The organism is Chryseobacterium sp. (genome assembly GCF_008831505.1).
In the GTDB taxonomy this organism is placed as follows: domain Bacteria; phylum Bacteroidota; class Bacteroidia; order Flavobacteriales; family Weeksellaceae; genus Marnyiella.
Genome location: NZ_CP044507.1, coordinates 571,114 through 583,693, shown reverse-complemented (window position 1 = coordinate 583,693; position 12,580 = coordinate 571,114). Strand labels below are relative to the sequence as shown.

The following is a 12,580-nucleotide window of genomic DNA, read 5'->3' as shown; positions in this document are numbered from 1 at the left end:
AGATCCCGTGGCTTTTGTCGCGGGATTTTTTTAGCTTTGAATATGATTGAATTGATTAAGGGAGATATCACTAAAATTACCTGCGATGCCGTTGTTAATGCCGCCAACAGTTCACTTCTGGGTGGCGGAGGTGTGGATGGCGCTATACACCGTGCCGGCGGTTCTGAAATTCTGGCAGATTGCCGGAAAATTATTGCACGCCAGGGTGGCTGCAAGACCGGGGAAGCTGTAATTACAACCGCCGGCAAACTTCCGGCAAAGTACGTCATCCACACCGTAGGGCCGGTGTGGAAGGGCGGAAGTAATGGTGAGGACGCGCAGCTGGCCAACTGTTATGTGAATTCCCTGAACTTAGCCTTAAAAAATGGCTGTAAGACGGTTGCCTTTCCAAACATCAGCACAGGAGTCTACGGATTTCCAAAGGAACGTGCCGCCCGCATTGCGGTAACTGCGGCTCAGGAATTCATCCAAAATCGAAGTATCGGTAAGATAATTTTTGTTTGTTTTGATGATGAAAATTATAAACTGTACCAAAATATACTCTCCTCGCCGACCTAGTTACATACTACTGAAATTGGGCGGTTAAAGTCAATACCTTGTGGGACCACCTCCTTTTGACTATTTTTAGGCAAAATGAATCCCGTTTATATAAAAGCTTCGCTGAAGGTTCTGCTGAAATATTATCTGAAAGCCTTTCTGCTTTTCACGCCGCTCCTGCTCGTTTTCTTTTTCACCGAGTCGGCGCGCCACCTCATCACCTTCCTGGCAATTGCATATTACGTGCCTCTCACCGTCCTGCTTATTATCGAGATGATCCGTACCCAAAATAAGGTTTTAGTCAAGCTTACTGCCGAAGGGATTACGGTTTACGGAAAGGATTTTTACGAATGGGATCAGATTTACGAGTTACGGATCGTTTACAGAACTGTCAAGACCCGTACACAAAGGCGCGGAACGCTTATTACCAGGAAGAACCTCCTGCGCATCAACGAAGAAAACTATAATTTTAATCACAGGTATCTGGAATTCACACCTGAAGAGCTGTTGGAAGTCATCAGCATATACCGCGAACGTTTGGGAACACTTCAGATTGAAGACCAAAGGTTAGGTACGAAGGTTTGACAGCTTATCTTTACTTATATTTGAATATGCCTTTTAAAGACCTAGTCATCAATCTCGTGTCTAAATTTTCGGGTCCACTGAACGCCCAAAACTACCCGCTGGATTACTGTATTCCTCTTTATCACACGGTTTCGGATCAACCTTTGCCTCATCTGAAGCATTTGTATCGGGTAAAGTCTGAAAAGGAGTTTGAAAAAGATCTTGATTACCTGCTGAAACATTTCATCTTTGCAGAAGACTGGCAGAGCTTCACAAAGTCTAAGAAATCCGGAGTTCCGGTGGGTAAGAAAGTGGCTCTGCTAACCTTTGATGATGGTCTTTCCGAATTTCTGCATGTCGCAGCTCCAATTCTGGAACGAAAAGGAATTTATGCGGTAAATTTTGTGAATCCTGCGTTTGTGGATCAGCAGGATATGCTTTTTCGGTGTAAGGCCAGTCTGCTGGTTGAAAAAATCCAAACTGAACAAGCCGATCTGAAACTGCTGCAAAGTATAAGCGGTTTACAAAATGCCGGCGTACAGGAAATAAGCCATTATATTTTAAAGACCGCATATAAACGGCGGGCATTGCTGGATCTGATTGCCGAATCCATTGGCCTTAATTTTACTGAATACATCCGGGTAAATAAACCCTATCTGGACCTCACCCAGCTGCAGGAACTCAAAAGTAAAGGCTTTGGCATTGGAGCGCACAGTTGGGATCATCCTTATTATTCAGAACTGACTGTTGATGAGCAGTTGGAAACCACATTCCGAAGTTTGGATTTCATGAAAACGAACGGTTTCCTGCAGGATGCATTCGCATTTCCCTTCACGGATTATGGCGTAAGCAAATCTTTCTTCGAGCAGATGTACCAAAGGTATCCCCATGTCTACAGTTTCGGCACGGCCGGAATCAAAACCGATTCCTTCATCCAAAATCTTCAAAGAATTCCTATGGAACATGATGCGGCGGCCACTATCCTGCGCAGGGAAACAGCTTACTTCCGCCTGAAGGCACCGCTAAAGAAAAACCTCATTATCCGTAAATAATGAGGTTTTTGAATGAAAAAATTTTCTCTTAGTAGCCAAAAACTTCGTCCAGCGTAAGCTCACTGACAGTGCCCATCTGTCCCAGGACTTCCTGATCAAGGTTCTCACGTTTCCCCATTACAGCGACATTATATTTTACAGGCTGAATTTTTTCTTTATAGAATTTTTCCAGTCCGTCCAGGGTAAGTTCTGCCACCTCCGCATACATATCTTTCCGTAAATCATAGTCAATGCCCAGCTTCTGCAATCTGAGATGATTGAAGAAAATATTGGTCCTTGTTACACGGCCGGAGGCCAGTTGCTTCAGAGTAGCCTGCCGGGCACTTTCAAACTGTGCCTCATATTTCGGAAGATTCACCATTAACTCTTCCATAGCCTGCACTGCAGTTTCCAGTTTGTCCGGTTGCGTACCGATATAAGTGGTAATGTAGTCCGCGTCCTGTAATTCGGGTGACGAGTGATAAACAGCGTAAGCCGAATAGGCCAAACTTCTGCTTTCACGCAGTTCCTGAAAGATAATGGAGGAAAGACCGCTGCCGAAATACTCATTAAAAACATTAATGCGTCCAAAAGTGGAAGTATCTACCTTTCCCGCGCGTCCCAGCAAACTGAGCTCCGTCTGCACCATGTCATAATCTACAAAGTATACTTTGCCTCCCGTTTCCGGCTGGGGGTATATTTTTCTTTGCGGAACTGTGGCAGTGATCTTTCTGAGAAATGGTATGCAGGCCGCTTTAAGATCCTGCATGCTGTTCCCGTACAGGAAGATCTCGTGAGGGAAGGACAAAAGTTCCTTTAACTTGTCCGTAAGTTCTTTGCAGGTAATTTCGCGCAGTCTTTGCTCAGAAACTACGTCACGGGAACGCGATTCCGTGCCGAACTTCGCATAATTCTGAAGTGCACGCATAATCCTGCCCTTATCACGTTTTGCGGCATTGCGGCTCTCCAGTATGGTTTCTATATATTCATCGTAAACAGCCCCGTCGGGTAAGGCATCCTGAATCCAGTGATGCAGAAGTTCCACACCTTTAACCATATTTTCTTCAAGACCGGTTAAACTTATAGTTAACTGATCCGGTGCGGTCTTAAATTCATGCGATATCCCGATTTTATAAAATTCCTGCTTCAGTTCATCCGGCGATATAGCCGCAGTACCAAGGTACTGCAGCACCTGTGTGGCCAGGGCAAGTTCGCGGTCATGATCACTGCCGAAGGGAAAAATATAGTGTACCTGCGCCAGATTATTGAAACGGTTTGCCACAAAACTGAATTTTACACCGTCTTGCACCATCACTTCAATTTCATTTTTATAGTCGATGAATTCGGGCTGGATGTCTTCTGTTTTTTCTGCCAGCAAAGATTTTAAGAAATCTGATTCGGCATCCCGGTTGATGGTCACGGGCGTAATTCCGGGATTTTCTACACGCAAAAGATCTTCGTTCACCCCTTTTTCTTTGTAAACAATGGCGTAATTATCAAGGAAAAACCTATTGGCAAACTGAACAATTTCTTCCTTGCTGATGGATTCATACCTGTCCATTTCCGCAAGTTCGTCCTGCCACGTTTGTTTTCGGATATAAGTTTGGTAGAGGTTTGTAGCCAGACCGTCAGCAGTTTCAAGACCTTTCACACGCTGTACCTTGAAGTCGTTGATGATGGCAGGCAGCAACCATTCCGGAAAATCCCCCTGCTTTATTTTTTCAAGTTCTGCCAGGACAAGTTCTTTAGCCTCATCCAAAGTCTGCTCCTCCTTAGGCACTACAACTATTGAAAAATAGCCATATTCATTATATGCGGTGGCATATGCTGTGGCATAAAGTGCTTTTTGTGCGTTATTGATGTGAAGGTCCAAAAGCCCGGCTTCGCCACTATTGCTTAGGATGTGCGCGGTCAGATCTGCCAGCAAGGCTTCATCTGTTCCATAGCTGTCGGTTCTCCAGGCCAGCTGCAGTCTCGGCACCGTAGGACTTTTTACCATGCGGCTCACAATGCCCGTCATAGGCTCTTCCACCACAGGAGTTCTAGCAGGCAGTTCGCGGTAACTGAATTCACCGAAATATTCATCAACCAGGCGGATGGTCTCGTTAAATTCAAGATCGCCCACCAGGACCATGGCATAATTGTTCGGCACATAAAACTCGTCAAAATAACGGTGTATGGCCTTCATGGAAGGATTCTTCAGGTGTTCTGCCTTTCCAAGCGTTGTTTGCTGCCCGTTCTGGTGAGTCGGGAACAGCAGTTCCATAAGCGCATTATTGACCAGCCTCCCATCGTGATCCTGCGCACGGTTGAACTCTTCATACACTGATTCCAGTTCGGTATGGAACAGGCGCAGGACAAGTTCGCTGAACCTCTCTTTTTCAATCTTTAGCCATCGTTCAAGTTCATTTTTCGGAATATTGTTCTTATAAACGGTCTCATTCAGCCAGGTGTGGGCATTCGTTCCGGATGCGCCCAGTGCTGAAATACACTTGTCATATTCGTTGGCCAAAGCAAACTTGCTTGCCCGCTGGGAAACCTCATCAATTTTCCTGTAAATGTCTTTTTTCCGTTCTGGGTCTGTTTCAGCTTTATGCTGCTCGTAAAGTTCAGCGATCTCTTCCAGCAACGCGCTTTCACTCTCCCAATCCAATGTGCCTATCTTTGAAGTCCCTTTGAACATCATATGCTCCAGATAGTGAGCCAGTCCGGTATTGTCAGCAGGATCATTATTGCTGCCTGTTCGAACCGGAATATAGGTTTGTATACGCGGGGCGTCGAAGTTTTGAGCCAGGTAAACCTGTAAACCGTTCTTAAGCGTGTAAATCCTTACATCGTTTTCATCATTTTCAACAATGATGTATCTGTAACCGTTCGCATCTGTGTGCGAAACGGCGGTATATTTTGTTTTCAAGATCAATATTTATATTTATATTGGATAATCGGCTCCTAATCCGTTAGCCATCAGTACTGCGCAGGAATCTGACACAAAAAGCATTCCGCGGCGGAATGCTTTATTTTAGAAATTTCACTTCAAGCTAAGCTATCCCAACAGCGAGTCATTCCATTCCCTGATGGTGATTTCGGAAACAATTCCTTCCAGCACGAACGGGTCTATTCTACTGAATTCCTCAGCTGAAGCTTTGTCAATAAATATTCCCATTGAGCCTTCCCCCGGGTTACCGTAGGGGCCTATGCCCAAAACTTTTCCGGAATTCTTAAAATCGTCTACCACGGCAGCATGCCTTGGGTAAACTTCCATAACCCTCTCCATGGTGATATCCGGTTTGGTTCCGTAAAAAAGTACCGCTTTCATTTCCAATTATTTATTTAAAATTAATGTTAATGTGCTTCCAGCCAGTTTGCGCCGGCTCCCACTTCCACAAGCAGGGGAACTTTGGTTTCCAGCGCCGATTCCATTTCGGTCCGTATGAGTTCGGTTACTGCCTCTACCTCCTCAACAGGTGCTTCAAAAAGGAGTTCATCATGAACCTGCAGAAGCATTTTGGTTTCCATATTCCGTTCCGTTAACTTCTTATCTATTTTAATCATGGCCAGTTTTATAACGTCCGCGGCGCTTCCCTGTATCGGTGCGTTCACGGCATTTCTTTCCGCATGAGCCTTCACCACAAAATTGGCAGAATTAATATCTTTCAAATGCCTTTTGCGCTTCAGTACTGTTTCCACATAACCCTGCTCCTGCGCTTTCTTTACCTGTTCCGACATATATTTTTTGAGTTGCGGATAGGTTTCAAAATAAGCTTCGATCATGTGTTTAGCTTCAGTTCTGGAAAGACCGGTCTGCTCGGCCAGCGCAAAAGCACCCTGCCCATAGATAATCCCAAAGTTGACGGTTTTGGCCTGGCTGCGCTGGGTTTTGCTGACTTCCTCCAAAGGAATATTGAAGAGTTTAGAGGCTGTAGATGCGTGAATATCCTCACCGTTACGGAATGCCTGGATCATATTATCCTCATTGGAAATCTCCGCAATAAGTCTAAGTTCAATCTGGGAGTAATCTGCCGAAATAATTTTCTTCCCCTCACCGGCTACAAATGCACCCCTGATTTGCTGCCCGCGCTCAGTTCGTATTGGAATATTCTGCAGGTTGGGATTCACACTTGCCAGACGGCCGGTCGCAGCCGTGGTTTGGGAAAAAGTGGTGTGCACACGGTTGTCATCTTTGTCTATCTGCTGCGGAAGCGCATCCACATACGTGGACTTCAGTTTCTGATAGGTTCGGTACTCCAGGATATGCTTTATGATTTCGTGTTTGGATGAAAGTTTCTGCAGAATATCTTCGGAGGTGGCGTACTGGCCTGTTTTCGTCTTTTTGGCTTTTGGATCCGGTTGCAGTTTGTCAAAAAGAATTTCGCCCAGCTGGCGCGGTGAATTCATGTTGAACTCTTCGCCCGAGAGTTCAAATATCTTCTTCTCCAACGCGCGCAGATCCTCTTCCAGGTCTTTACTCTCCTGCTGCAGCCATGCCAGGTCCAGCGACACTCCTTCCAGTTCCATCTTTGCCAGAACTTCCATCAACGGCATTTCAACTTTATAGAAAAGATCTTCCAGGTCTTCCTTTTTGAGCTGAGGCGCAAATAGTTCGTACAGCTGCCAGGTAATATCGGCATCTTCGGCCACGAAGGCGGTCTGCTCTTCCACGGACAGATCTCGTAAGGTGCCCTGTTTCCTGCCTTTTTTGCCAATGAGTGTCTCGATAGCGACAGGTTTGTACTGCAGGAAAACTTCCGACAGATAATCAAGACCATGGCGGCCGTCAGGGTTCAGCAGGTAATGCGCGATCATTGTGTCGAACATGGCTCCCTGTACATCTATACCATATTGCTGAAGGATCTTGAAATCTACCTTCAGATTGTGGGCTATTTTTACAATATCCTCCTTTTCGAAAAACGTACGGAATCTTTCCAGCGTCTGCAAAGCCTCATCACGGTTTTCCGAAAGCGGCACGTAATAAGCCAGTCCTTTGCGGTAACAGAAGCTGATGCCCACGATATCTGCCTCCATTTCATTCAGCGAGTTGAGTTCAGTATCGAAACTTACTGCACGCTGCTTCAGCAGGTTGCTTACCAACAGTTCCTGCGCTGCAGCCGTATCCGCAAACTGATAAAGATGGTCATTGCTTTCAATTGTGGTTTTGGTTTCGGTTGCTCTGTCCAGCTCTTCATAATTGGCAAAAAGATCCAGCTGGGTCGGTCCGGCAGTCCGGGATTCATCAGCATTATTTACATTCACCTGCTCAAAGCCGGCAAGTTTGTTAACCTCACTGTTCTCATTTGCTGAAGGTGCGAAAGCCCGGTAAAGGTTTTCGTATAGACGCCGGAACTCCAGTTCATCAAAAACAGATTTAACCTGCTCAAAATCCGGGATTTCAAGATCATACTGTTCCTGATGAAACTCAATTGGCGCATCACAGATAATAGTGGCCAGTTTCTTTGAAAGGATTCCGCGCTCCGCACTTGCTTCCACTTTTTCGCGGAGCTTTCCTTTGATCTGATCCGTATTTGCCAGCAGATTTTCAATATTACCGTATTCCTTCAGGAACTTCTTGGCGGTCTTTTCGCCCACACCGTCAAGTCCGGGGATATTATCTACGGAATCGCCCATCATGGCCAGGAAATCAATGACCTGTTTTGGATCTTCAATCTCATATTTGGCTTTCACCTCCTCCACACCCAGGATTTCAAATTCCGCGCCTTTGATACCCGGTTTGTAGATTTTTATTTTTTCAGTGACCAGCTGCGCAAAATCTTTGTCGGGGGTAACCATATAAGTGGTATAACCTTCTTTTTCAGCCTTGCAGGCAATGGTGCCAATCACATCGTCCGCCTCATAGCCTTCCACACCCAGGATGGGTACATGCATAGCCTGAAGAATACGGTGAATGTATGGGATGGCAATGGTAATTGCTTCCGGGGTTTCACTTCGGTTGGCCTTATAATCAGCAAAATCAACAGTTCTTACACTTGCCACACCCACATCAAAAACCACGGCTAAATGCGAAGGTTTTTCCCGGCGGATCAGTTCGATAAGCGAGTTCGTAAATCCAAAAATCGCGGAAGTATCCTTGCCGTCACTCGTCATTCGCGGACTGCGGATTAGAGCGTAATATCCACGGAAAATCATGGCATAGGCATCAATGAGAAAGAGCCTTTTATCGTTGTTGTGTGACATGAAGCAAAGATAGGAAATTGGTTTAATTCGCTGCTGGGAAAGAGACCTTCAGCAGCCTACGAAATTACCACCTCTTTAAACTCCGGAAGCAGCACGACCTTTCAGGTAAAAAAAATTGCCTGTGGTACATTTTTTTCTGTAAAGTGCGAAAACATCCTTATGGCCATGGAGCAACTCAGCAATTATACCAAATTTTTCAGTTTCATCCTGAAATATTACGACAGCGATATCGTAAAATCCACCGCAAACACAGCCCTGAAGGAAGAGGCCGAAACAGACCTGGAATTCAGCCAAAAGCCTGAGGAATTGGTGGAAGATCTTAAGAAAATGGGACCAACTTATGTAAAACTTGGCCAGTTGCTTTCCACACGGCCTGATTTGTTGCCGGACCATTATCTGAAAGCACTGGCAAACCTACAGGACGATGTGGAAACCATCTCCTATGAAGAAGTGGAAAAGATATTTGAGGAGGAAATTGGCGTCCGCATAAAAAAGGCTTTTGTTGAATTTGATCCCGTGCCGCTGGCCAGCGCATCTATTGGGCAGGTGCATAAAGCAGTACTGCACTCAGGGCGGATAGTTGCTGTTAAAATACAGCGCCCCGGAGTGCGCAGGAATTTTCTGGAAGACCTGGATACACTGCAGCAAATGGCCGATTTGGCGGTCTCACATTCCAAGGCAGCCCGGAAGTATGCTTTGAACGACATCATAGAGGAACTCCGCTATATCCTGCTTAATGAACTGGACTATAATAAGGAAGCTCAGAATCTGACCATCCTAAGAGAAAACCTTAAGATGTTCGATTACCTCATCATTCCATCTCCTGTGGCTGAATATTCTTCGTCCAAGGTTCTTACGATGGATTTTATTGCAGGCAAGAAAATTACTTCACTCGGAAAACTCATCCGCACGGAAGTAGATTTCAACCCACTCATCGATGATCTTGTAGAAGCCTATCTGAAACAGATTATCGTAGACGGTTTCGCGCATGCCGATCCGCATCCCGGTAACATTCACCTAACAACGGACAATAAAGTAGCTCTGATGGATTTGGGCATGGTGGCTAAATTCAGTCCCAAGCTTCAGGAAAAGATCATGATGCTGCTGGTAGGAATGAGCAAAAAGGATGGTGATGCCATTAGCGAAGCTTTGCTGGAAATGAGCGAATTTGATAATGTAACAGCCAATGTAGATTCATTCAGAAAGAACATTAACAGGCTGGTAATGGACAGCACAAGTACCAACGCGGAGGACATGGAAACCGGCCGTGTGTTGCTGCAAATGAACCGAATTGCAGCAGATCAGGGTATTAAACTCGCCGTAGAACTCAACATCCTTGGTAAGATCCTGCTGAACCTGGACCAGATTATTGCCGTGTTGACGCCGAAGTACGATTTGCAGCAGGCCATACGGAGGTTTATGGAGAAAATGGTGAACCAGAAAATGAAACAGGAACTGAAGCCGGAAAATTTCTACGGTTTCCTGCTGGACAATAAAAAGCTGGCCGAAAACCTGCCCGGACGTCTTAACAAGATTACCGAGCGACTGGCTGCCAATGAATTTGAACTGAAGATCCAGGCACTGGATGAAGACCGGCTGACAGACGGTTTCCAGAAAGTGGCGAACAGAATCACTTCCGGACTGATCATTGCTGCAATGATCATTGGTGCCGCTCTGCTGATGCGTATTCCATCCAGTTATTCGATACTAGGCTATGGCATCCTGCCATTCATTTTCTTTATAATCGCAATCAGTCTGGGCTTATATCTGGTTTATAACATTATGTTTCGGGATGAACATTATAGGAAGAAGAAAGAGTGACCAAAGAGGAAAGAAGAAAGAATAAAGAGTAGAGAGTAGAGAGTAGAGAAAACTTCTACCGTTTTTGGTTGCTCTTTTTGGGCAACTTTTTTATTTCGCGCTTTTAGCGTTAATTTGTAATCTATGCGGGATTTATCTTTACGGACGGTTACTGTGATGCGCTACATCCTTCCACTTCGGGAAGGCGGCTCACTGCCGGCCCTGGCAGAAGCCGATGACGATTTTAAATATGTACTCAAGTTCAGGGGCGGAGGACACGGCGTAAAAATGCTGATTTCCGAACTTTTGGGCGGCAAGATCGCTGAAGTTCTGGGTCTGAAGATTCCTGAGTTGGTGTTCGCTAACCTGGATGTGGACTTTGGTCGTACAGAAGCCGATGAAGAAATCCATGATTTACTGAAGTTTTCTGAAGGTGTTAATCTTGCACTGCACTTTCTTTCTGGAGCCATTGCTTATGACGCTTCTGTAAAAGTGGATCCGCTGCTGGCTTCAAAAATTGTCTGGCTCGACGCATTTATCACCAATATAGACCGCACTCACAAAAACACCAACCTTCTGATGTGGAATAAAGAGCTGTGGGTCATCGACAACGGTGCTTCCTTTTATTTCCACCATTCATGGATGAATTTCGAAAAGCTTGCTTTAAGTCCTTTTGCTTACGTGAAGGACCATGTACTGCTTTCACAAGCTACGATGCTGGACGAAGCGGATGCTTTTGCAAAAACTGTACTGAATACTGAAATGCTGCGCCAAATTGTGGAACTTATTCCTGATGACTGGCTGCAGTGGAAAGATACCGACGAAACGCCTGAACAGATCCGGGAAGTATATTTTACTTTCATGAAAACCAGGCTGGAGAACTCTGCTAACTTTGTAAAAGAAGCCCAAAATGCAAGAGGTTAAAATTTACGAATACGCTGTAATCCGTCTGGTACCGAAAGTGGAGCGCGAAGAGTTCTTCAATATCGGTTTGGTGATGTTTTCGAAAAGAGAAAAGTACATCCGTGTGGACTTTCATCTTTGTGCGGAAAAATTTGAGCTGATGAAATGTGAAATGGATAAGGAGGCCATACTGCAAAACCTTGAAAATTTCCGCCACGTAGCAAACGGCGATAAAGCCGGTGGTGAAATCGCAGCCTTCGACATCCCCGAGCGTTTCCGCTGGCTTACAGCAGTGCGCAGTTCGGTTATCCAAACGTCGCGCCCGCACCCCGGGAAAACAAAGGATTTGGATAAGACTTTCGAGAGGTTGTTTAATGAACTGGTGAAGTAAGGAAATTGCATAAAGCAAACGGAGAAACAATCCTAACAGATTCCTGAGAATTATTGATATTGCAACTCCGCCTGCTCTGATTATTAAATATACAGAAAAACTGATTACGGTAATTATCCAGACCTGAGATCAATCCTCATCCGATTCCTTATCAGCCGTATAATCGTCGAAAACAATTTCATATTCCTTTTCTTTGGATGATGCAGCGCTCTTAACTGAGTCCGATAAAGCCCCGAAATCTTCCTTATGAAATATGGTTTTCCGCTGAATTTTACCGAGTCCGATAAGGGGAATCAGGCCTTCTTCTGCATTCACCTTGTAGCCGCTCGATTTCTGAAATTTAAGATTCAGATTAAGTGACGCACTTGCTAAATCGATTGCCGGAACCTCACCCGCAGCTTCAAAACCGATGGCAAAATCACTGGAGGTGGAAACCAAAATAAGCGCACGTTTTGCATGCACCACAGAGGTAACCAGGACGAAATCCTTCTTCCATATACTCCTGTCAGCCTCATGGATTTCCTTAATTTTCTGTCCGAGCTGATGTTTGTTTTCAATCATCTCGAAAACGCAGCCGGCGGCATTGAAAAATACGGCATTCTCCTCTGAAAAATTAAATTCTATGGATGCCTTCACCGGAATACCCTGAACCGAAGCGCTGGCTTTGGGTATCAGCTTATACTCTACGCCTCTCTGAGAGGTAAATGTTTTCTCATCCTGCGTAGTATCCTTCCGTGTGGTAATCTTAAAATGCTTCAGGGCTTCGATTTCCCTGATATTTCCCAGCGGAACAAAGATATTCCCGTTCATGGTGCCATAATCACCAAGCTCCACCGGTAAACCGGGCTCCCAAACGGCATATAAAACTTTCTGATTTTTCCTCACGGTGTTGGCATACGCCTTTGCTACAGATGTGGACATAATTTGTGTTTTTAATGGTTAATAAGTTTACTTCAATAAGAAATAAAATTAATGAAAAATACATTCAGATTTACATCCGGACATTATTTAACCAAAAAAAAATGAAAATATTAACCCAATACAGCCCACAGATGGAAACTAAAACAGTAATCGGGAGAAAAAAAATACTAAGCAAGAACATAATTGCGATAAAGAAGTATGGCGAAGAAGCGTTCCCTTAGTAAGTTTATCTCCGGAGGCGCCG

10 protein-coding genes are annotated in these 12,580 nt (G+C 45.0%); 6 read left to right on the top strand and 4 right to left on the bottom strand.

Annotation, left to right across the window (positions count from 1 at the left end; translation table 11 throughout):
- The first annotated feature begins 42 nt into the window (after positions 1 to 42).
- From F7R58_RS02740 to F7R58_RS02730, 3 genes are all read left to right on the top strand, one after another.
- The gene (locus tag F7R58_RS02740) at positions 43 to 558 is read left to right on the top strand and encodes an O-acetyl-ADP-ribose deacetylase (protein ID WP_158063432.1); all 516 of its coding nucleotides are present in this window, start codon (positions 43 to 45) and stop codon (positions 556 to 558) included.
- Between the two features lie 75 nt (positions 559 to 633).
- Positions 634 to 1,122: a hypothetical protein gene (locus F7R58_RS02735; RefSeq protein ID WP_158063431.1), complete on the top strand. Its 489-nt coding sequence runs from the start codon at positions 634 to 636 to the stop codon at positions 1,120 to 1,122.
- 26 nt (positions 1,123 to 1,148) lie between these two features.
- Positions 1,149 to 2,153, top strand: coding sequence for a polysaccharide deacetylase family protein (locus F7R58_RS02730; RefSeq protein WP_158063430.1), 1,005 nt, complete (start codon positions 1,149 to 1,151; stop codon positions 2,151 to 2,153).
- A 28-nt stretch (positions 2,154 to 2,181) separates the two neighbouring features.
- Here the strand turns inward: F7R58_RS02730 and F7R58_RS02725 are convergent, their stop codons facing one another.
- The 3 genes from F7R58_RS02725 to polA all read right to left on the bottom strand — a co-directional run bounded on the left by F7R58_RS02725 (position 2,182) and on the right by polA (position 8,321).
- Positions 2,182 to 5,049 carry a M16 family metallopeptidase gene (locus F7R58_RS02725; RefSeq protein WP_158065356.1) on the bottom strand — a complete coding sequence of 956 codons (2,868 nt, stop codon included), beginning with the start codon at positions 5,047 to 5,049 and terminating at the stop codon, positions 2,182 to 2,184.
- A gap of 126 nt (positions 5,050 to 5,175) precedes the next feature.
- Complete coding sequence (locus F7R58_RS02720) at positions 5,176 to 5,448, bottom strand: YciI family protein (protein WP_158063429.1); 273 nt, start codon at positions 5,446 to 5,448, stop codon at positions 5,176 to 5,178.
- A gap of 26 nt (positions 5,449 to 5,474) precedes the next feature.
- Positions 5,475 to 8,321: a DNA polymerase I gene (gene polA / locus F7R58_RS02715; RefSeq protein ID WP_158063428.1), complete on the bottom strand. Its 2,847-nt coding sequence runs from the start codon at positions 8,319 to 8,321 to the stop codon at positions 5,475 to 5,477.
- Between the two features lie 159 nt (positions 8,322 to 8,480).
- On the opposite strand from polA, the gene F7R58_RS02710 reads away from it, so the two are divergent.
- The 3 genes from F7R58_RS02710 to F7R58_RS02700 all read left to right on the top strand — a co-directional run bounded on the left by F7R58_RS02710 (position 8,481) and on the right by F7R58_RS02700 (position 11,415).
- Positions 8,481 to 10,142: an ABC1 kinase family protein gene (locus F7R58_RS02710; protein WP_158063427.1), complete on the top strand. Its 1,662-nt coding sequence runs from the start codon at positions 8,481 to 8,483 to the stop codon at positions 10,140 to 10,142.
- A 123-nt stretch (positions 10,143 to 10,265) separates the two neighbouring features.
- Positions 10,266 to 11,045, top strand: a complete 780-nt coding sequence (locus F7R58_RS02705) for a HipA family kinase (RefSeq protein WP_158063426.1) — start codon at positions 10,266 to 10,268, stop codon at positions 11,043 to 11,045.
- Positions 11,032 to 11,415 (top strand): DUF3037 domain-containing protein, encoded by a 384-nt coding sequence (locus tag F7R58_RS02700; protein ID WP_158063425.1) that lies wholly within the window; start codon positions 11,032 to 11,034, stop codon positions 11,413 to 11,415. The genes F7R58_RS02705 and F7R58_RS02700 overlap by 14 nt, the downstream gene beginning before the upstream one ends.
- A 129-nt stretch (positions 11,416 to 11,544) precedes the next feature.
- Here F7R58_RS02700 and F7R58_RS02695 read toward each other — a convergent pair whose 3' ends face one another.
- Complete coding sequence (locus F7R58_RS02695) at positions 11,545 to 12,336, bottom strand: hypothetical protein (protein WP_158063424.1); 792 nt, start codon at positions 12,334 to 12,336, stop codon at positions 11,545 to 11,547.
- Positions 12,337 to 12,580: the final 244 nt, after the last annotated feature.